This window comes from Variovorax sp. GW821-FHT10D07, assembly GCF_059415325.1.
Map to the genome: position 1 here is coordinate 373,452 of NZ_JBWKMZ010000008.1, position 17,931 is coordinate 391,382.

20 protein-coding genes are annotated in these 17,931 nt (G+C 71.0%); 9 read left to right on the forward strand and 11 right to left on the reverse strand.

The genetic code is table 11. The features are described 5' to 3' along the window. Positions 1 to 2: 2 nt before the first annotated feature. Genes AC07PU_RS24060 through mnmH form a run of 5 tightly spaced genes read left to right on the forward strand, consistent with a single transcriptional unit; the run spans position 3 to position 4,416 of the window. Positions 3 to 857: a putative selenate ABC transporter substrate-binding protein gene (locus tag AC07PU_RS24060; protein WP_495321085.1), complete on the forward strand. Its 855-nt coding sequence runs from the start codon at positions 3 to 5 to the stop codon at positions 855 to 857. 22 nt (positions 858 to 879) lie between these two features. After that, positions 880 to 1,692, forward strand: a complete 813-nt coding sequence (locus AC07PU_RS24065; RefSeq protein WP_495321087.1) for a phosphonate ABC transporter ATP-binding protein — start codon at positions 880 to 882, stop codon at positions 1,690 to 1,692. Next, on the forward strand, positions 1,689 to 2,516 hold the full coding sequence (locus tag AC07PU_RS24070) for a PhnE/PtxC family ABC transporter permease (RefSeq protein ID WP_495321089.1): 828 nt from the start codon (positions 1,689 to 1,691) through the stop codon (positions 2,514 to 2,516). The genes AC07PU_RS24065 and AC07PU_RS24070 overlap by 4 nt, the downstream gene beginning before the upstream one ends. Beyond that, the gene (gene phnE, locus AC07PU_RS24075; protein ID WP_218159346.1) at positions 2,513 to 3,307 is read left to right on the forward strand and encodes a phosphonate ABC transporter, permease protein PhnE; all 795 of its coding nucleotides are present in this window, start codon (positions 2,513 to 2,515) and stop codon (positions 3,305 to 3,307) included. Before AC07PU_RS24070 ends, phnE begins: the two co-directional genes overlap by 4 nt. A 38-nt stretch (positions 3,308 to 3,345) precedes the next feature. Beyond that, complete coding sequence (mnmH, locus tag AC07PU_RS24080; protein ID WP_495321092.1) at positions 3,346 to 4,416, forward strand: tRNA 2-selenouridine(34) synthase MnmH; 1,071 nt, start codon at positions 3,346 to 3,348, stop codon at positions 4,414 to 4,416. On the opposite strand, the gene fdhD is transcribed toward mnmH, so the two are convergent. The 4 genes from fdhD to AC07PU_RS24100 all read right to left on the reverse strand — a co-directional run bounded on the left by fdhD (position 4,350) and on the right by AC07PU_RS24100 (position 9,014). Further along, on the reverse strand, positions 4,350 to 5,258 hold the full coding sequence (gene fdhD / locus AC07PU_RS24085; protein WP_495321094.1) for a formate dehydrogenase accessory sulfurtransferase FdhD: 909 nt from the start codon (positions 5,256 to 5,258) through the stop codon (positions 4,350 to 4,352). The two genes, mnmH and fdhD, sit on opposite strands and share 67 nt — an antisense overlap. 61 nt (positions 5,259 to 5,319) lie before the next feature. Then, a complete protein-coding gene (locus AC07PU_RS24090) occupies positions 5,320 to 5,616 on the reverse strand; it encodes a hypothetical protein (RefSeq protein WP_495321096.1) in 297 nt (98 codons plus the stop codon). A 14-nt stretch (positions 5,617 to 5,630) separates the two neighbouring features. Further along, positions 5,631 to 7,988, reverse strand: coding sequence for an FdhF/YdeP family oxidoreductase (locus AC07PU_RS24095; RefSeq protein ID WP_495321136.1), 2,358 nt, complete (start codon positions 7,986 to 7,988; stop codon positions 5,631 to 5,633). A 111-nt stretch (positions 7,989 to 8,099) separates the two neighbouring features. After that, entirely contained in the window at positions 8,100 to 9,014 is a 915-nt protein-coding gene (locus tag AC07PU_RS24100; protein WP_495321098.1) for a LysR family transcriptional regulator, read from the reverse strand. 109 nt (positions 9,015 to 9,123) lie between these two features. Between AC07PU_RS24100 and AC07PU_RS24105 the strand changes: the two genes are divergently transcribed. Then, positions 9,124 to 9,984 (forward strand): NmrA family NAD(P)-binding protein, encoded by an 861-nt coding sequence (locus AC07PU_RS24105; RefSeq protein WP_495321100.1) that lies wholly within the window; start codon positions 9,124 to 9,126, stop codon positions 9,982 to 9,984. Positions 9,985 to 9,990: 6 nt separating this feature from the next. Here AC07PU_RS24105 and AC07PU_RS24110 read toward each other — a convergent pair whose 3' ends face one another. From AC07PU_RS24110 to modB, 3 genes are read right to left on the reverse strand one after another with little or no spacing between them, the layout of a single operon-like run. Further along, positions 9,991 to 10,782, reverse strand: coding sequence for an ABC transporter ATP-binding protein (locus AC07PU_RS24110; protein WP_495321102.1), 792 nt, complete (start codon positions 10,780 to 10,782; stop codon positions 9,991 to 9,993). After that, a complete protein-coding gene (gene modA / locus AC07PU_RS24115; protein ID WP_093340900.1) occupies positions 10,779 to 11,543 on the reverse strand; it encodes a molybdate ABC transporter substrate-binding protein in 765 nt (254 codons plus the stop codon). The genes AC07PU_RS24110 and modA overlap by 4 nt, the downstream gene beginning before the upstream one ends. An 18-nt stretch (positions 11,544 to 11,561) precedes the next feature. Continuing rightward, positions 11,562 to 12,245, reverse strand: coding sequence for a molybdate ABC transporter permease subunit (modB, locus tag AC07PU_RS24120; protein WP_495321105.1), 684 nt, complete (start codon positions 12,243 to 12,245; stop codon positions 11,562 to 11,564). A 191-nt stretch (positions 12,246 to 12,436) separates the two neighbouring features. On the opposite strand from modB, the gene AC07PU_RS24125 reads away from it, so the two are divergent. After that, positions 12,437 to 12,727, forward strand: coding sequence for a hypothetical protein (locus AC07PU_RS24125; RefSeq protein WP_256222344.1), 291 nt, complete (start codon positions 12,437 to 12,439; stop codon positions 12,725 to 12,727). Between the two features lie 2 nt (positions 12,728 to 12,729). Continuing rightward, a complete protein-coding gene (locus AC07PU_RS24130; RefSeq protein WP_495321108.1) occupies positions 12,730 to 13,377 on the forward strand; it encodes a nitroreductase family protein in 648 nt (215 codons plus the stop codon). On the opposite strand, the gene tsaA is transcribed toward AC07PU_RS24130, so the two are convergent. Further along, positions 13,374 to 13,871 (reverse strand): tRNA (N6-threonylcarbamoyladenosine(37)-N6)-methyltransferase TrmO, encoded by a 498-nt coding sequence (gene tsaA, locus AC07PU_RS24135; RefSeq protein WP_495321110.1) that lies wholly within the window; start codon positions 13,869 to 13,871, stop codon positions 13,374 to 13,376. The two genes, AC07PU_RS24130 and tsaA, sit on opposite strands and share 4 nt — an antisense overlap. Continuing rightward, on the reverse strand, positions 13,868 to 14,215 hold the full coding sequence (locus AC07PU_RS24140) for a winged helix-turn-helix domain-containing protein (protein WP_057592932.1): 348 nt from the start codon (positions 14,213 to 14,215) through the stop codon (positions 13,868 to 13,870). Before AC07PU_RS24140 ends, tsaA begins: the two co-directional genes overlap by 4 nt. Positions 14,216 to 14,385: 170 nt before the next feature. Here AC07PU_RS24140 and AC07PU_RS24145 point away from each other — a divergent pair, with 170 nt between their 5' ends. Then, entirely contained in the window at positions 14,386 to 14,961 is a 576-nt protein-coding gene (locus tag AC07PU_RS24145; protein ID WP_495321113.1) for a hypothetical protein, read from the forward strand. Positions 14,962 to 14,998: 37 nt separating this feature from the next. On the opposite strand, the gene AC07PU_RS24150 is transcribed toward AC07PU_RS24145, so the two are convergent. Both AC07PU_RS24150 and AC07PU_RS24155 read right to left on the reverse strand, forming a co-directional pair. Continuing rightward, a complete protein-coding gene (locus tag AC07PU_RS24150; protein WP_495321115.1) occupies positions 14,999 to 16,690 on the reverse strand; it encodes an OFA family MFS transporter in 1,692 nt (563 codons plus the stop codon). Positions 16,691 to 16,839: 149 nt separating this feature from the next. Then, the gene (locus AC07PU_RS24155) at positions 16,840 to 17,787 is read right to left on the reverse strand and encodes a LysR family transcriptional regulator (protein WP_495321117.1); all 948 of its coding nucleotides are present in this window, start codon (positions 17,785 to 17,787) and stop codon (positions 16,840 to 16,842) included. Positions 17,788 to 17,931: the final 144 nt, after the last annotated feature.

Consider the following 17,931-nt stretch of genomic DNA (forward strand, 5'->3'; position numbering starts at 1 on the left):
CCATGAAAAAGCCCCTGCGTCTCGCGCTCGCGCTCACCCTGTCCCTCGCCGCCGTCGGCGCCTTCGCGCAGGGCGTGCTGCGCGTCTCGGCCATTCCCGACGAGGCACCGACCGAGCTGCAGCGCAAGTTCACGCCGCTGGGCGACTACCTCAAGAAGGAAACCGGCATGGAGGTGCAGTTCACGCCCGTGACCGACTATGCCGCCGTGGTCGAGGGCCTGGCCACCAACAAGATCGACCTCGCCTGGCTCGGCGGCTTCACCTTCGTGCAGGCGCGCATCCGCACCAACGGCGGCGCCGTGCCGATCGTGCAGCGCGCCGAGGACGAGGTCTTCACCAGCAAGTTCATCGTGCCGGTGGACAGCAGCGCGAAGACGCTCGCGGACCTCAAGGGCAAGACCTTCGCGTTCGGCGCGCCCTCCTCCACCTCGGGCAGCCTGATGCCGCGCTACTTCCTGCTGCAGGCCGGCATCAACCCCGAGAAGGACTTCAAGACGGTCGCGTTCTCGGGCGCGCACGATGCCACCGTGGCCTTCGTGGCCGCCTCGCGCGCCGAGGCCGGCGTGCTCAACGCCTCGGTGTGGGACAAGCTGGTGGAAGCCAAGAACCCCAACGCCGCCAAGGTGCGCGTGCTCGCGACCACGCCGACCTACTACGACTACAACTGGACCGTGCGCCCGGGCCTCGACGCGGCGCTCACGAAGAAGCTCACCGACGCCTTCCTCAAGCTCGATCCGGCCAACCCGGCGCACAAGGAGATCATGGCGCTGCAGCGCGCGAGCAAGTTCATCCCGACGAAGTCGTCGAACTACGACGGCATCGAGACGGCGGGCAAGTCGGCCGGCCTGATCAAGTAAGCAAAAGAGAGAGAAAGCGCGCATGGGTTTCTCGCTCGACGGCGTGGGCGTGGTGCACCCCAACGGCCAGCGCGCGCTGGCCGGGGTGAAGCTCGCGGCGCGCGACGGCGAACGCCTCGCGGTCATCGGGCCCTCGGGCGCGGGCAAGACCACGCTGCTGCGCGTGCTCGGGGCCGCGCTGCGTCCCGGCGAAGGCGAGGTGCAAACGCTCGACGCGCAGCCCTGGCAGTTGCCGGCCGGTGCGCTGAAGCAATTGCGCGCGCGCATCGCCACCGTGCACCAGGCTCCGCCGATCGCGCCGCGGCTGCGCGTGGTCACGGCCGTGCTCGCGGGCCGGCTGGGCCAGTGGTCGAGCTGGCGCGCGCTGGCCTCGCTGTTCCACCCTTCCGACATGGCCGGCGCGCACGAGGTGCTGGCGCGCCTGTCGCTCGAGGACCGGCTGTTCGAGCGCTGCGACCGGCTCTCGGGCGGACAGCTGCAGCGCGTGGGCATCGCGCGCGCGCTCTACCAGCGGCCGGCGCTGCTGCTGGCCGACGAGCCCGTCTCGGCGCTCGACCCCACGCTGGCCGATGCCGCCGTGAGCCAGCTGGTCGCGCAGAGCGAAAGCACGGGCGCGACGCTGGTCGCCTCGCTGCATGCGGTGGACCTGGCGCTGCGCTGGTTTCCGCGCGTGGTCGGCATGCGCAACGGCCAGCTGATGTTCGACCTGCCGACCGCCGAGCTGACGCCCGCGCTGCTCGACGCGCTCTATGCCAGCGAGGGCGGCGTGGCCTTGCAGCGCGCGCCGCAACCCGTCGCGGCCGAGGCGGCCTTCCAGCGGCCGGGCTGCGCTTGAGCGCGAGCGCCATCCACCGCGATCCGCAGGCGCGGCGCCGGCTCGGCTTCGGGCTCGCCGCGCTGGTCGTCGCCTGGCCGATGCTGACGCTGGCCGAGTTCAAGCCGTGGGCGCTGTTCGGCAGCGGCAACCTCGCGGTCATCGGCGGCTTTCTCGCGGGCTTCCTTCCGCCCGATGGCTCGCCCGCCTTTCTCGCGCTGCTCGCCAAGGCCACGCTCGAGACGCTGGCCATGGCCACGGCCGGCACCGCGCTCGCGCTGTTGATCGGCGCGCCGCTGGCCTTCGTGACGACGCGCGCACTGTCGATATCGCGCATCGGCCCCGGGCCGGGCCGCGTGCGCGCGGGCCTCGTGCGGCAGGCGGCGCGCTGGCTGCTGATGGTGCTGCGCGCGATTCCCGAGATCGTCTGGGCGCTGCTGTTCGTGCGCGCGCTGGGCCTGGGCCCCGCGGCCGGCGTGCTGGCGCTGGCCATCACCTACGGCGGCATGCTCGGCAAGGTCTATGCCGAGATCCTCGAATCGACCGACACCCGGCCCGCGCGCGCGCTGCTCGAGGCCGGCAGCGGCCGGCTGGCGGCGCTGTGCTACGGCCTCTTGCCGCACACGGCGCAGGAGCTGGCCTCCTACACCGTGTACCGCTGGGAGTGCGCGGTGCGCGCCTCGGTGGTGATGGGCTTCGTCGGCGCGGGCGGGCTGGGCCAGCTGATGGACCAGTCGATGAAGATGCTCAACGGCGGCGAGGCCAGCAGCATCCTGCTGGTGTTCCTGCTGCTGGTGCTGCTGGCGGACGTGCTGAGCAACGCGCTGCGCAGGCTGCTCGCATGAACCTGCCGCCACGCCCTCCCCCATGCCTGCGCTGCCGCATCGCGCTGCTGCTGATCGCGGCGGCGGTGGTCGCGAGCTTCGTCTACCTCGGCATCGACTACCGCGCGCTGGGCTCGGCCGAGTCGCTCGCGCTCATGGGCAAGTTCATCGCCGAGTTCTTCCCGCCCGACCTCTCGGGCGGCTTCCTCGCCAAGGTCGGCCATGGCGCGCTGCAGACGCTCGCGGTGTCGGCGCTCGGCACCGTGCTCGCGGCGTTGGCGGGCGCCCTTCTCGCGCTGCCCGCTTCCGGCCGCGCCGGCTGGCTGCCGCGCCACACGGCACGCTTCGTCCTCAACCTGCTGCGCAGCGTGCCCGAGCTGGTCTGGGCCGCGCTGATGGTGCTGGCCGCGGGCATCGGGCCCTTCGCGGGCGCGCTCGCGCTGGCGCTGCACACCACGGGCGTGCTGGGCCGCCTGTTCGCCGAGGCGCTCGAGAACGCGCCGCGCGAACCCGAGCATGCGCTGACACTCTCGGGCGCGGGCCCGGTCGCGGCCTTCAGCTACGCCAGCCTGCCGATCGTGCTGCCGCAATGGGTGGCCTACACGCTCTACCGCTGGGAGATGAACATCCGCATGGCCGCGGTGCTGGGCTTCGTGGGCGGCGGCGGGCTCGGGCAGCTGCTGTACTTCCACCTCTCGATCTTCCAGCAGCAGCAGGCGATGACGGTGCTGCTCGCGATGTTCGTGCTGGTCACGCTGGTGGACTTCGCGAGCGCTCGCTTGCGCCGGGGACTCGGTCCCGCCTACGCCTGAAGCCGCGGGGCGACAATCGGGGGCATGAGGTTCCCGCCATGAGTCACCGCCAGCCCGTGCGGGTCGTCGACCGCCACGCCTTCGACACGATCATCGATGCCCGTTCGCCGGCCGAGTTCGCGCTCGACCGCATCCCGGGCGCCATCAACTGCCCCGTGCTCGACGACGAGGAGCGCCGCATCGTCGGCACCGTCTACGTGCAGACCGGCGCCTTCGAGGCGCGCCGCATCGGCGGCGCGATGGTCGCGGCCAACATCGCGCGGCACCTGCGCGACACCCTGGCCGACCGGCCCGAGAAGTGGAAGCCGCTGGTCTACTGCTGGCGCGGCGGCATGCGCAGCGGCTCGATGGTGACCTGGCTGCGGCTGGTGGGCTGGGACGCGCAGCAGCTCGCGGGCGGCTACAAGAGCTTCCGGCGCCACGTGATCTCGCAGCTCGACGCGCTGATGCCGCGGCTCGACCTGCGCGTGGTCTGCGGCGCCACCGGCAGCGCCAAGACCCGCGTGCTGCATGCGCTGGCCGCGCGCGGCGAGCAGGTGCTCGACCTCGAGGACTTCGCGCACCACAAGGGCTCGCTGCTGGGTTCGCTGCCGGGCGTGGCGCAACCCTCGCAGAAGCATTTCGAGACCCGCATCGCGACGGTGCTCGAAGGCATCGACCTGCAGCGCCCGCTGTACGTCGAGGGCGAGAGCATCCGCATCGGCCGGCTCTCGCTGCCGCTGTCCCTGGTGGCGAAGATGCGCACCGCGCCCTGCATCGAGGTGGTGGCCACGCCCGAGGCGCGGCTGGCCTACCTGCTGCGCGACTACGCCTACCTCGGCGACGACCGCGCGGCGCTGGCCGGCCAGCTCGGCCTGCTCAAGGAACTGCAGGGCAAGGAAACGGTGGCGCGCTGGCAGCAGTGGGCACACGAGGCGCAGCTGCCGCTGCTCTTCGCCGAACTGATGGCGCTGCACTACGACCCGCACTACGAGAAATCGCAGGAGCGCCACTTCAAGACCTGGGCCGCCCGGCGCCGCGTGGCCGCGGACGACCTCGGCGATCAGGGCATCGAGGCGCTGGCCGACGCGGTGCGCGCGCTCGAGGGCGACGCCAGCCCGTCGACATAGAGCACGCCGCGCGGCGCGCGGCACAGACCCCACAGCCGCAGCCCGCTGAGCTCGGCCATGCGCACGCCCATCGCGGTCGGCGCCGAGATGGTGGCCATGGCCGCGATGCCGAGCCGCGCGCACTTGCGCACCAGCTCGTGGCTGCCGCGGCTCGACAGCACCACGAAGCCCGGTTCGCCGAGGCGACCGGTGCGCGCGAGCCGGCCCAGCAGCTTGTCGAGCGCGTTGTGGCGGCCCACGTCCTCGAGCACCTCGACCAGTTCGCCCTCGAGCGTGGCCCAGCCCGCCGCATGGATCGCGCCGGCGCTGGCATTGAGCAGCTGGCGCGCGGGCAGCGCCGCGAAGGCGCGCAGCACGGTGGGCAGGTCGATGCGCGCGAGCCAGTCGTGCGCGGGCAGCCGTTCGGACGCGAGGTCGAGCGCGGCGAAGCTCTCGACGCCGCAGACGCCGCAGCCGGTGCGGCCCGCGAGGCTGCGCCGCCGGCCCTTGAGCCGCTCGAAGGCGCGCGTGGAGATCTCGAGCCGCACCTCCACGCCGGGCATGCCCTCGGGCAGGCCGGCATCGTGCGCATCGACCGCCTCGACCTCGATGCCGCGGCAGTCGTCGGCGGCGTCGAGGATGCCCTCGCTGAGCGCGAAGCCCAGCGCGAAGTCCTCGAGCTCCTGCGGCGTGGCCATCATCACGGCATGCGAGATGCCGTTGAACACCAGCGCCACCGGCACCTCGGCCGCGAGCGTGTCCTCGCGCGCGATGCCGTCGGCCGGCGCGCCGGCCTCGCCGTAGACGCGCACGCCGAGGCGCGAGATCGAGGGCAGCGGTGCGAGTTCGGTGTCGGTGGACATGGCGCGGAAGCGAAGGAGTGGGCGCCTATTGTGGGCCTGCCCGCCGCGGCGGGCCAGGCGTTCAGGCGGCGGGCGCGTCGCTGACGAGGGATTCGGCCAGCGCGCGGCCGGCTTCGCTCAGGCGCGCCAGCCAGCGCTCGCCGTCGCGCTCGACCGCGACCCAGCCCGGCCCCGGCACGCCGCCGATCGCCGCGTCGCCCATCAGCGCGAGCTGGCGCATCAGCACGCTCGCGCCCTGGCCCAGCCGCTTGCCCAGGCGCGGCAGCGAGACGCTCTCCAGGCCCTCGGCCTCGAACTCGGCCAGCGCCAGCAGGATCGCGGCGGGCAGCGGGAGGGCGTCGTTCGCTTCGTCGGACATGGCGCGCGCGAGGCTCAGGCCGCGACCTCTTCGCCCGTGACCGAGGCCGGGCCTTCCTCGGCCTGCGCGAGGTGCGCCACCAGCATCACGGGAATCGACTTCGAAGTCGGCGTGCCCGCGTTCTCGGCCACCGAGGACAGCGGCACCAGCGGATTGGTCTCGGGGTAATAGGCCGCGAGGTTGCCGCGCGGGATGTCGTAGGCCACCAGCTTGAAGCGGTCGGCGCGCCGTTCCTGGCCGTCGTCCCACACCGTGAGGATGTCGACCCAGTCGCCGTCCTTGAAGCCCAGCGCGCGGATGTCCTCGGCATGGATGAACACCACGCGGCGCTGGCCGAACACGCCGCGGTAGCGGTCGTCCATGCCGTAGATGGTGGTGTTGTATTGGTCGTGCGAACGCGTGGTCAGCAGGGTGAAGACCTTCGCGTCGCCCTTGCGGCTGTGGCGCGCGCGGGCGCGGTGCACCGGCGTGTCGGTCGGCACCGCATGGGTGAAGAACACGGCCTTGTGCTGCGGCGTGTTCCACACCCGTTCGCTCGCGGTGTTGCGCAGGCGAAAGCCGCCGGGCGTGGCGACCCGCGTGTTGAAGTCCGCGAAGTCGTCGAACACGGCCTCGATCTTGTCGCGGATGCGCGCATAGTCCTCGATCATCCACAGCCACGGCGTGCGGCTGCGCGCACCGAGCGTGGCGGCCGCGAGGCGCGCGACGATGGCAGGCTCCGACAGCAGCTGCTGCGAGGCCGGCGGGTTGATGCCCATCGAGATGTGCACCATGCTCATCGAGTCCTCCACCGTCACGCCCTGCGCGCCGGCGGCCTGCATGTCGATCTCGGTGCGGCCCAGGCAGGGCAGGATCAGCGCCTCGCGCCCGTGCACCACGTGGCTGCGGTTGAGCTTGGTCGCGACGTGCACCGTCAGGTCGCACTGGCGCAGGCCCTTCCAGGTCTGGTAGGTGTCGGGCGTGGCGGCCGCGAAGTTGCCGCCGAGCGCGAAGAACACGCGGCCCTTGCCGTCGAGCATGGCCTGGATCGCCTCCACGGTGTCGAAGCCGTTCTCGCGCGGCGGCTCGAAGCCGAACACCTGCTGCAGCCGGTCGAGCAGCGCGGCCGGCGGCTTCTCCCAAATGCCCATGGTGCGGTCGCCCTGCACGTTGCTGTGGCCGCGCACCGGGCAGGCGCCCGCGCCCTCGCGGCCCATGTGGCCGCACAGCATCAGCAGGTTGACGATCATCTGGATCGTCGCCACCGAATGCTGGTGCTGCGTGATGCCCATGCCCCAGCAGGCGATGACGCGTTTGGCGCCGAGGTAGACCTCGGCCGCGGCGCGGATGTCGGCCTCGGACAGGCCCGATTCCTGTTCGAGCAGCTCCCACGACTCGGCGCGCAGGTCGGCGGCCAGCGCCTCGAAGCCGGTGGTGTGGGTGGCGATGAACTCGCGGTCGAGCAGCGAGGCGCCGCTGGCGGCGATGGACTGGTCGTCGCGCTCGACGACGTGCTTCATCATGCCCTTGAGGGCCGCGAAGTCCCCGCCCACGCGCAGCTGGTAGTAGTGGGTGCTGATCGGCGTCGAGCCCAGCGTGGCCATCTCGAGCTTGCTCTGCGGATCCTGGAAGCGCTCGAGGCCGCGCTCGCGCAGCGGGTTGAAGCTCACGATGCGCGCGCCGCGCTTGGAGGCCGCGCGCAGCTCGCCGAGCATGCGCGGATGGTTGGTGCCGGGGTTCTGGCCGAAGATGAAGATCGCGTCGGCCTTGTCGAAGTCGTCGAGCGTGACCGTGCCCTTGCCCACGCCGATCTGCGGCCGCATGCCGCTGCCGCTCGGCTCGTGGCACATGTTCGAGCAATCGGGGAAATTGTTGGTGCCGTACTCGCGCACGAACAGCTGGTAGAGGAAGGCGGCCTCGTTGCTGGCGCGGCCCGAGGTGTAGAAGATGGCCTGGTTGGGATCGGGCAGCGCGTTCAGATGGCGCGCGATCAGCTCGAAGGCCGCGTCCCATTCGATCGGGCGGTATTTGTCGCTCGCGCGGTCGTAGACCATCGGGTGCGTGAGCCGGCCCTGGTCCTCGAGCCAGAAGTCGCTCTGCTGCATCAGCTCAGCCACCGTGTGCTTCGCGAACAGCTCGGGCCCGGCGCGGCGCGCGGTGGCCTCGGCCGCCACGGCCTTCACGCCGTTCTCGCAGAACTCGAAGGTCGAGGCATGGTTGCGGTCGGGCCAGGCGCAGCCCGGGCAGTCGAAGCCGTCGGGCTGGTTGGCCGACAGCAGGGTCTTCGCACCCTTGAGGGGAATGTCCTGCCGCAGCAGCGTGTTCTTCACGCTGCGCAATGCGCCCCAGCCGCCCGCGGGGCCCTTGTAGAACTCGATCTTCTGTTCGCCGATATCGCCAATGCTCATGCGGGAGAGTGTTCGCCGCGTGCGCCGGGAGCGTCAAATTGAATCGGGACATGCTCCGATTCAAAACGGAAATGACGGGGCCCGCGCCGGGCCGGTTCAGCCCGCGGCGCGCGGCGCCAGCAGCTCCTCGACGAAGCCGATGAAGGCGCGCACCTTGGCGGCCGGCAGGTGGCGCGAGGGATAGAGCGCGTGCAGCGAGAAGCGCTCGTCGGGCCAGTCGGGAAAGAGGTCGACCAGTTGCCCGGCGTCGAGCAGTTCCTGGATGCCCAGCGCCTTGATCTGCGCGATGCCCGCGCCCGCGACGCAGGCGCCAAGGATCGTGCCGGGATCGGTCAGCAGCAGCCGGCCCGCGGTCGGCACCTCGATGGCCTTGCGGCCGCGGCGGAATTCCCAGGCGAAGGGCTGGCCGGTCAGCGGATCGCGCACCTGGATGCAGACATGCCGGGCGAGCTCGGCCGGCTTCGCGGGCCGGCCATGGCGCGCGAGGTAACCGGGCGCGGCCACGGTCGCGACGCGGGTCTCGATCAGCTTGCGCGCCACCAGCGAGGAAGCGGGCGGCGTGCCGAAGCGCAGCGCGATGTCGAAGCCCTCGCCCACGAGATCGCCGAGCTGGTCGCGCGCGATGAGCTCGAGCGAGAGCTGCGGATGCCGCTCGACGAAGCGGTGGATGTGGGGCGCCAGCAGCAGCCGCGAGGTGAAGGCGTCGACGTTGACGCGCAGCCGGCCCTGCACCGCGCCCGCGGAGCCGCTGGCGCGCGTCACCGCGTCCTCGATGCCGAGCACCAGCGGATTGATGCTGGCGTAGAGCTCGCGGCCCTCGTCGGTCAGGCCCAGCGAGCGCGTGGTGCGGTCGAGCAGCCGCACGCCGATGCGCGCCTCGAGCCGCGCGATGGCCCGGCTCACGCCCGAGGGCGTGACGCCCAGCGCATCGGCCGCCTTGGCGAAGCTGCCGCTGTCGACGACGGCGGCCAGCACGCTGACGTTGGAAAGCAGTCGTCCATCGAGAGCCATGGATTCATCCGTGATTTGTAGTCATGAATGATATGAGCCGCCCGGCATTTACTCAAAGGCTTGCGATTCCTAGCATTCACCCCGTCGCATTCGTTCAAGGAGAAATCACATGCATGCCATCACTGGAATCACGGGCAAGGTCGGCGGCGCCGCCGCGCGCGCCCTGCTCGCTTCGGGCCAGAAAGTCCGCGCCGTCGTGCGCGATGCCGACAAGGCCCGGCCCTGGGCCGCGCTCGGTTGCGAGGTCGCCGTCGCCGAGATGGAAGACGCCGACGCGCTGGCGCGCGCCTTCGCCGATTGCACCGGCGTGTTCGTGCTGCCGCCGCCCTGCTTCGATCCGCTGCCGGGCTTTCCCGAAGCGCGCGCGGTCATCGCGGCCGTGCGCCAGGCGCTCGAGGCGGCGAAGCCCGCGCGCGTGGTCTGCCTCTCGACCGTCGGCGCGCAGGCTACGCAGCCGAACCTGCTGAGCCAGCGCTCGCTGATGGAGGAAGGCCTGTCGCCCCTGCCGCTGCCGCTCGCGCTGCTGAGGCCGGCCTGGTTCCTCGACAACCTGGCCTGGGACGTGGCACCGGCGCGCGAGCGCGGCGTGCTGCCCGGCTTCCTGCAGCCGCTCGATCGGGCGGTGCCGATGGTCTCGACGCTCGACGTGGGCCGCGTGGCGGCCGAGCTGCTGCAGGAGGACTGGCAGGGCCGGCGCGTGGTCGAGCTCGAGGGCCCGGCGCGCGTGACGCAGCACGAGATCGCCGCCACCTTCGCGCGCGTGCTCGGCCGGCCGGTGCAGGCCGAGGCCGTGCCGCGCCAGACCTGGGGCGCGCTGTTCCGCGAACAGGGCATGCGCGACCCGGTGCCGCGCATCCAGATGCTCGACGGCTTCAACGAGGGCTGGATCGCGTTCGAGGGCGACGATGCCTCGGTGCGCAAGGGGCGCGTGACGCTCGAGGAGGTGGTGCGCCAGCTCGTGGCCGGCTGAGCCAGCTCAGGCGCCCGGCGCGTCCTGCATCAGCAGCCCGCGCAGCTTGCTGCGCAGCGGCGTGTCCGCCACCGCCGGAACGCCCGCCGCCTCGCGCAGCGAGAGCTCGCGGCTCTCGGCGGTGTGCAGGTCGATCTCGCGCACCACCTGGCCGTCCTTGTAGACGAAGGCCACGTCGGCCAGCGCGAGCACGTCCTCGATGTCGTGCGTGATCATCAGCACCGGGATGCCCCAGGCGCGGCGCACCTCGGCGAGTTCTTCGCGCAGCTCGGCGCGCAGCATCGGGTTGAGCGCGGCGAAGGGTTCGTCGAGCAGCAGCACCTGCGGCCGGCAGGCCAGCGCGCGCGCCAGCGCCACGCGCTGCTGCTGGCCACCCGAGAGCTTCTGCGGCCGGCTGTCGGCCAGCGCGGCCAGGCCGAAGCGATCGAGTAGCGACTGCACGTTGTCGGCCTCCTCGCTCGGCAGGCGCCGGCGGCGCCAGGAGGTCAGGCCGAAGGCCACGTTCTCGCGCACCGTGAGGTGCGGGAACAGCGCGTAGTTCTGGAACAGGTAGCCCACGCGCCGCTCGGAGGCCGGCACGTCGATGCCGCCGGCGGCGTCGTAGAGCGTGCGGCCGTCGAGCCGCACATGGCCGCCCGCGGGGCGCAGCAGGCCGGCGATGGCCTGCAGGGTCAGCGACTTGCCGGCCCCCGAGGGACCGTAGAGCGCGGCGAAGGGAACGTCGGTCGAGAAGCGCGCGGCCAGGTCGAAGCGGCGGCTGCCGTCGGTGACCGTGAGCTTCAGATCGACATCAATCATGGTTTGCCGAAACCATAGCGCGTGAGCACCTCCTGTGCCGCGTCGCTCGAGAGGAAATCGATGAAATCCTTGGCCACGGCCTTCTGCTTGCTCTCGGCCACCACGGCGATAGGGTAGGTCACGGGGCTGTTGCCGCTGGGCGTGAGCACGATCTTGACCTTGTCGCCCATCACGGCCGCGTCGGTGCGGTAGACGAAGCCGGCCTCGACCTCGCCGCGGCCCACGTAGTCGAGCACCTGGCGCACGCTGTCGGCCTGCACGAACTTGGGCTCGAGCGTGGTCCAGAGGTTGGCGGCGTCGAGCACCTGCTTGGTGTAGCGGCCGACCGGCACGGTGGCGGTCTTGCCCACGGCGATCTTCTTCACGGCCGGGCCGGCGAGGTCCTGCAGGCTCTTGACGCCCACGCCGTCCTTCGACGGCTCGATCAGCACCAGGCTGTTGCTGACGAAGTTCTTGCGCGTGTCGGTGTCGATGTGCTTCTGCTCGACGCCGCGGTTCATGGTCTCCTGGTCCGCGCTCGCGAACACGTCGACCGGCGCGCCCTGGCCGATCTGCTGCAGCAGCACGCCCGAGGCGGCGAAGTTGAAGCGCACCGTGGTGCCGGCCTTGGCGGCCTCGAACTTGGGACCGATCTCCTTGAAGGCGTCGGTCAGGCTGGCCGCGGCCGAGACGGTGATCTGCTGCGCGGCGGCCCCGATCGGGATCGCCAGGGCGAGGACGGAAGCGAGGGCGAGGGACGACAAGGCGCGGATGGAACGCATGCGAAGCTCCTGGATGAATCAGCGAAGGGAAAAGAAACGGTTGGACAGCACCAGCACCGTGATCGACAGCAGCGAGGTCACGATCACCAGCAGCAGCGCGAGGTCGTCGTGGCCGGCCTGCACGGCGTCGTAGATCGCCATCGACAGGGTCTGGGTCTGTTGCGGAATCGAGCCGGCCACCATCAGCGAGGCGCCGAATTCGCCCATGGCGCGCGCGAACGCCAGCAGCGTGCCGGCCAGGATGCCGGGCCAGGCCAGCGGCAGGGTGACGCGCAGGAACACCGAGAAGCGCGACTGCCGCAAGGTGCTGGCCGCGGCCTCGAGCGAGCGGTCGACGCCCGCGAAGGCGGCGCTGGCCGACTTGAGCACCAGCGGCAGCGCGACCACGGCCGAGGCCACCACGGCGCCATGCCAGCTGAAGATGATGGTGTAGTCGAAGTGCTCGCGCAGCCAGGCCCCGAGCGGGCTGCGCCGGCCCGCCACCACCAGGATGCCGTAGCCGATGACCGTGGGCGGCAGCACCAGCGGCAGCATGAACACCGCCTCGAGCACGCTGTGGCCCCAGAAGCGCTTGCGCGCGAACAGCCAGCCCAAGGCCAGCCCGACGACCAGCGCGAGCACCGTCGCCACGCTGGCGACCTGGATCGACAGCACCAGCGGATGCCAGTCGGTCTGCGTGATGAGCGATTGCGTCGTGTTCATGAAGATACGGCGTAATTGTTGCATGACGCGCCGGCACGGCTCGGCGATGGAACACGGGTTCCAGGTTTTATTAGGGTAAATCCAGTGTGCATCGAGGGTGCGAAGGGTGCACATCCGGAGGCTCCTCCATATACTGGCAGATACAGCGTCGCAGACCTTTACCCCCGGGGCCGCGGCGCCAGATCCACCCCATGTCCCACGAGGACCCCGACCGACCGCCGACCATGCGCGCCTCCGCCCACGACACCGTTGTCCGCTCGATCTCCGGCCGGCCCGAGCTGCGCCAGGTGACGCAGGTCCAGGAATGGCGCGTCGAGCGCACGCTCGACGACGACGGCGGCGTGGTGCTGTCGATCGTGGCGCCGGGCGGCGAGAGCCAGTCCTTCCTGGTCGGCCAGGCCGACGCGCACGACATCGGCGAGGTGCTGCGCCGCAAGGCCGCCTGGGTCGAGCGGCTCGAACACGGGGAACCGCAGCGCTGACCATGAGGTGGCGCCACATGACGGGTGCCGAGCGCATCCTCGAGGTGCTGCTGACGCGGCGTTCGGTCTCGCCGCGCCGGCTGCGGCCGCCCGGCCCCAATCCCGAGGAACTCGACGGCCTGCTGCAGGCCGGCCTGCGCGCGCCCGACCATGGCGCGCTGCACCCCTGGCGCGTGATCGAGTTCAGGCCCGCGAGCCGCGAGGCGCTGGCCGACTGCTTCGAACAGGAGAAGCTGCGCCGCGACCCGCTCGCGAGCCCGGTCGACCTGCGCCGCGCGCGCGAACATGCGACCCGGCCGCCGCTGCTGCTGGCCTTCGTGGTCTCGCCGCGCCCGCGCAGCCAGGTGCCCGCGCGCGAGCAGTGGCTCAGCGCCGGCGCGGCGCTCGGTAACATCCTGAGCGCGGCGCACCAGCTCGGCTACGGCGCGATCGTGCTGAGCGGCGAGCGCTGCTTCGACGAGACGCTGGCACGCCAGCTCGGCGTGCAGCCCGGCGAGGAGCTGGTCGGCTTCATCAGCGTGGGCACGATTGCGGAGGCACCGCCGCAGCCGCGCGAGACGCTGTCGCAGAACGTGTGGTCGTGCTGGCAGGGCGAGGCGCCCTGGGTGGCGTCGCCCGGCGCGCTACCGCCGCCGCCGGAAGCCAGCTAGCGCATCCGGTCGTCGGAGCGGGTGTCGGGCAAGCGCTCGAGCCGCGCGCCGAACCAGCCCACGCGCTCGGTCTCGCGCACGTCGAAGCGCGGCACGTAGGGCTTGATGTCGAGCACCGGGGTGCCGTCCATCATGTCGTTGCCGCTGAAATGCAGGATGCGGCCCTCCACCGCCGTGAGCCGCACGATCGACAGCCCGAGCCGGTTGGGCCGCGCAGGCGCGCGGGTGGCGAAGACGCCGTGCGAACTGTCGTCGAGGAAGGGCACGACCTCGAGCTTCTCGTTCTCGCAGGCATGCAGCCGCGTTATCAGGATCAGGTAGTCGAAGCCCTCGATGTCGCGCAGCCCCGGTACGAATTCGGGATGGACCTCGACGCGGCCCGTCTCCTCGGGCGCGCCCGCGGTCTGGATCGGCATGCCGGTGGCCTCGGTGAAGCGGCTGCGCACCACGCCCACGGGGCGCAGCACGATCTCGTCGCGCGCTTCGGCGCTCATGGCGCGAGCAGCCGCGTGAGCGCGCGGATGTCGGCGGCCGTGGCCAGCCGCGCGGCATTCTCGATCGCGCGGTAGTGCTTCACGATCTCCTCGCCCACCGGCGTGAGCGCCGTGCCGCCGCCGTGCGAGCCGCCGGCGGCGGTGTTCACCGCGGGCGAGCTCAGCGCATGGTTCATCTCGTCGATCAGCATCCAGGCGCGCCGGTACGACATGCCCAGCAGCCGGGCCGCGCCCGAGATCGAGCCGGTCTCGGCCACGGCCTCGAGCACGGCGATCTTGCCGGGGCCGATGGCGATGACGTCGTCGCGGTAGACGCGCAGGCGGAACTGGACTTTGGATTTCATGGCGGACGGAAAAAGCGCGGACGTGGGCGAGAAGGGTAAACGATGCGGCGGCCGGCCCGGCCGCCGGATTACCCGATGAGGCCGACTCACCCGTCGAAGTCGTCATGTCAGAATGAACACAGCGCCAGGGCCGGCCCACGCCGGCTGGCCATCGGATGAGGAATCGAACCATGCGCCCCCTGTCCCTCGAAGCCCCCGGCAGCACCGTGCGCCGGCTGCTCGGCATCGCCGCGATCGTCGCCCTGCTCGCGGGCTGCGCCGGCACGCCGCCCACCGCACCGGCCGCGGCCACGGGCCATGGCCCCTCGACCAGCGACGAGGCCTCGCCGGCCTTCACGGTCTCGGGGGCGGTACTCAAGAGCGCGCGCTTCGACCTCGCCGAGCTGCGCGCCATGCCCGCGACCACGCTCACGGTCGGTGCCGACACCTACACGGGCGTGAGCCTGTGGTCGCTGCTCAACGATCCCGCGGTCGGGCTGCAGGCCGATGCGCGCGTGCGCAACCCGCTGCTGTCGATGTACGTGGTGGCCATCGGCAGCGACGGCTACCGCGCGGTGGTGTCGCTGGGGGAGATGTCGCCGGAGTTCGGCAACAGGACGGCCCTGCTGGCCTACGCGCGCAACGGCATGCCGCTGGGCCGCAACGGCGCGGCGCGCCTGGTGGTGGCCGGCGACCAGAAGCCGGGCCGTTCGGTGGCGCGGCTGGCCGCGATCGAGGTGTTCGCGGCGCAGCCTTCGGGGCGCTGACGACGAAGCCGGGGCCGCGAGCCCCGGCGGGCGGGGTTCAGTGGAAGAACTTGGCCGCGCTGATCAGCGTCTTGTAGACGCCCCAGGCCAGCGGAATGCCCACCGCCGCCCAGGCCAGCACCACGACCGCCGGGCTCACCGTGTCGGCACGGCCCGAGCCCTCGCCCACTTCGGAGGCCGCGGCCTTCTCGTGCGCGAGCTTCTTCTCGATGGCGAGTTCGGCATCGCTCATGAAGTGCTTGTCGGCCACCGGGCGCACCAGCAGGTTGGCGATGAAGCCGATCACCAGCATGCCCACCAGGATGTACATGGTCTGGTTGTAGACCTGCTCGCGCGGCAGGCCCAGGCCGAGCTGGTATTCGCGCATGTAGTTCACGACCACCGGGCCGAGGATGCCGGCCGTGGCCCAGGCCGTCAGCAGGCGGCCATGGATGGCGCCGACGAACTGGGTGCCGAACAGGTCGGCCAGGTAGGCCGGCACCGTGGCGAAGCCGCCGCCGTACATCGAGACGATGACGCAGCACGCGCCCACGAACAGCAGCTTGCTGCCCGCGCCGGCCGACGAGGGGATGCTCGCGTAGAGCACCGCGCCGAGCACGAAGAACACGGTGTAGGTGAGCTTGCGGCCGAGCTTGTCGGACAGGCTGGCCCAGACGAAGCGCCCGCCGATGTTGAACAGCGACAGCAGCGCGGTGAAGCCACCGGCCACGACCGCGATGGCCGCGAGCTGGGTCTTGTCGAGTTCGCCAAACTTGGCCGGCAGGTCGATCAGCGCGCCGCCGAACACTTCCTGCAGCATCGGCGAGGAGATGCCGATCACGCCGATGCCGGCGCTCACGTTCATGCACAGCACCAGCCACACGAGCCAGAACTGCGGAATGCCCCAGACCTTCTTCACGTGCACGTGGCGCTGCGTGATCATGGCGTTGCTGGTCTGCGCGGGCGGCGGCGTCCAGCCGGCCGGCTTCCAGCCCGTGGGCGGCACGCGGTAGCCGAGCGCGCCGGCCATCATGAAGACGAAGTAGCCGATGGCCATGACGACGAAGGTCTGCATCACGCCGACATCGTGGGCGTCCGAGAAACGCTTCATGAGGTCGACCGCGAGCGGCGAACCGATCATCGCGCCGCCGCCGAAGCCCATGATGGCCATGCCGGTGGCCATGCCGCGGCGGTCGGGGAACCACTTGATGAGCGTGCTGACCGGCGAGATATAACCCAGGCCCAGCCCGATGCCGCCGATGACGCCCGAGCCGAGGATCATGAGCCAGAACTGGTGCAGGTGGATGCCCAGTGCCGACAGCAGCATGCCGCCGCACCAGCACAGGGCCGACACCACACCGGCCTTGCGCGGACCCGCGCGTTCGAGCCAGCCGCCCCACAGGGCCGCCGAGCAGCCGAGGAAGACGAAGAACAGGGTGTACATCCAGCCCAGCGTGGCCACGCGCCAATCGCAGTTCGTGGCGAACAGCTCGGCGAAGAAGCTCATCTCGCGCGCGCAGGCCTGGGCGCCGGCGCCGGCGGTGGCGAGCGCCTTCGACAGCGGCAGCCAGAACACCGAGAAGCCATAGGCCATGCCGATGCACAGATGGATGGCCAATGCTGCAGGCGGAACCAGCCAGCGGTTGTAGCCGGGGCCGGCGATGATGCGTTCCTTGTCGAGGAAGCCGGGCGCGGCGCCCAAGCCTTGGATGCGATCTCCCTCGAGAACGCCTGCAGTTGAACCTGCCATATCACTCCTAAATTGCCGGATCTGGAAAAACGGACTGTTGAAAATTTCCGGCGGCGGAGTGTGGGCGGCACGGCCATGCGCCGTCAAATTCGATCGGCGCATGGGCCGATTCAAGAACTAAATGGCGACCGCCATCCGCCCCTTCCTCGCTATTCGCCCAGCGTGCCGCTGTGCAGCGCGGCCTGGGCAAGCCACTCGGGCGTCTGCAGAAAGGCCAGCGCGGCCTCGAGGGCGCGCGAGGCACGCACGCCGTCCTGGGTCATGAAGCCGATCGGGGTGAGAACCTCGGGTGCCACCAGCGGCAGGGCCTCGAGCTCGCGGTAGCTGCGCACGGCCGCGACCATGGCGCCGGGCAGCACGCTGCTGACCGTGCCGGCGATGACGGCCAGCACGAGGGCGAGCACGGAGTTGGTCTCGATGGCCGGCGCCACGACGGTGCCGACGGCCTCGCGCAGCGCCTGGTCGACGATGGCGCGGTTGTGCATGTCGGGCGTGAGCAAACACAGCGGCAGCGTCGCGGCCTCGGCCCAGGCCAGGGGCTTGCCGATGCGCAGCTGGTCGTCGGAGGGCACGGCGGCGCGGCGCAGGAGAAAGTAGTGCTCGATGCTCTGCGGCCAGGCGGTGAGCTTGATGCCGGGCATGTGCATGCGTTCGGTGTAGCCGAGCGCAAGATCGACCGAGAGGCTCTCGAGGCCGGTCTCGAGTTCCTGCGAACTCATGGAGATGACGCCGGGCACGATGCCCGGATGGCGCTGGTGCAACATGGCCGCGAAGCGCGAGAGCATGGGTATCGCCGTGGGCACGGCCGCCATGCGCAGGCTGCCGCGCGGCTCGCCGGCCTCGCTGCGCAATTCCTGCAGCAGCACTTCGTTATCGCGCAGCATGCGTTGCGCGGTGGCGAGCACGCGTTCGCCCTCGTGCGTGAGGCCGACGTAGACGCGGGCACGCTTGACGATGACGACGCCGAATTCGGACTCGAGCGCGCGCAGGGCGTTGGACAGCGCGGGCTGGGTGATGTGGCAGGCGGCGGCGGCTCGGCCGAAATGCTTGTGTTCGCTGAGGGCTACGAGGTAGCGCATGGAGGCGAGGAGGTTCATCTCGCTGTCTCTCGCTGGGGTCGGGCGCTAGTTTCGGGGTGCGAAGGTCCGGGGCGCGTGCACAGGGCAGCGGGTACTTCCCTCCGCGAATGTCCCCCGCCTTCGGCTCCTCCTTTATTTCGCTGCGGGAAGCACCCACTGCCC

What these genes read in the sequence shown, in the direction of transcription:
- modB (WP_495321105.1), bottom strand. Translation starts at nt 12,245, where the DNA reads ATGAACACGACGCAATCGCTCATCACGCAGACCGACTGGCATCCGCTG.
- mnmH (WP_495321092.1), top strand. Translation starts at nt 3,346, where the DNA reads ATGAGTCACCGCCAGCCCGTGCGGGTCGTCGACCGCCACGCCTTCGAC.
- tsaA (WP_495321110.1), bottom strand. Translation starts at nt 13,871, where the DNA reads ATGAGCGCCGAAGCGCGCGACGAGATCGTGCTGCGCCCCGTGGGCGTG.
- phnE (WP_218159346.1), top strand. Translation starts at nt 2,513, where the DNA reads ATGAACCTGCCGCCACGCCCTCCCCCATGCCTGCGCTGCCGCATCGCG.
- AC07PU_RS24155 (WP_495321117.1), bottom strand. Translation starts at nt 17,787, where the DNA reads ATGAACCTCCTCGCCTCCATGCGCTACCTCGTAGCCCTCAGCGAACAC.
- AC07PU_RS24060 (WP_495321085.1), top strand. Translation starts at nt 3, where the DNA reads ATGAAAAAGCCCCTGCGTCTCGCGCTCGCGCTCACCCTGTCCCTCGCC.
- AC07PU_RS24130 (WP_495321108.1), top strand. Translation starts at nt 12,730, where the DNA reads ATGAGGTGGCGCCACATGACGGGTGCCGAGCGCATCCTCGAGGTGCTG.
- fdhD (WP_495321094.1), bottom strand. Translation starts at nt 5,258, where the DNA reads ATGTCCACCGACACCGAACTCGCACCGCTGCCCTCGATCTCGCGCCTC.
- AC07PU_RS24105 (WP_495321100.1), top strand. Translation starts at nt 9,124, where the DNA reads ATGCATGCCATCACTGGAATCACGGGCAAGGTCGGCGGCGCCGCCGCG.
- modA (WP_093340900.1), bottom strand. Translation starts at nt 11,543, where the DNA reads ATGCGTTCCATCCGCGCCTTGTCGTCCCTCGCCCTCGCTTCCGTCCTC.
- AC07PU_RS24090 (WP_495321096.1), bottom strand. Translation starts at nt 5,616, where the DNA reads ATGTCCGACGAAGCGAACGACGCCCTCCCGCTGCCCGCCGCGATCCTG.
- AC07PU_RS24125 (WP_256222344.1), top strand. Translation starts at nt 12,437, where the DNA reads ATGTCCCACGAGGACCCCGACCGACCGCCGACCATGCGCGCCTCCGCC.
- AC07PU_RS24145 (WP_495321113.1), top strand. Translation starts at nt 14,386, where the DNA reads ATGCGCCCCCTGTCCCTCGAAGCCCCCGGCAGCACCGTGCGCCGGCTG.
- AC07PU_RS24100 (WP_495321098.1), bottom strand. Translation starts at nt 9,014, where the DNA reads ATGGCTCTCGATGGACGACTGCTTTCCAACGTCAGCGTGCTGGCCGCC.
- AC07PU_RS24140 (WP_057592932.1), bottom strand. Translation starts at nt 14,215, where the DNA reads ATGAAATCCAAAGTCCAGTTCCGCCTGCGCGTCTACCGCGACGACGTC.
- AC07PU_RS24150 (WP_495321115.1), bottom strand. Translation starts at nt 16,690, where the DNA reads ATGGCAGGTTCAACTGCAGGCGTTCTCGAGGGAGATCGCATCCAAGGC.
- AC07PU_RS24065 (WP_495321087.1), top strand. Translation starts at nt 880, where the DNA reads ATGGGTTTCTCGCTCGACGGCGTGGGCGTGGTGCACCCCAACGGCCAG.
- AC07PU_RS24110 (WP_495321102.1), bottom strand. Translation starts at nt 10,782, where the DNA reads ATGATTGATGTCGATCTGAAGCTCACGGTCACCGACGGCAGCCGCCGC.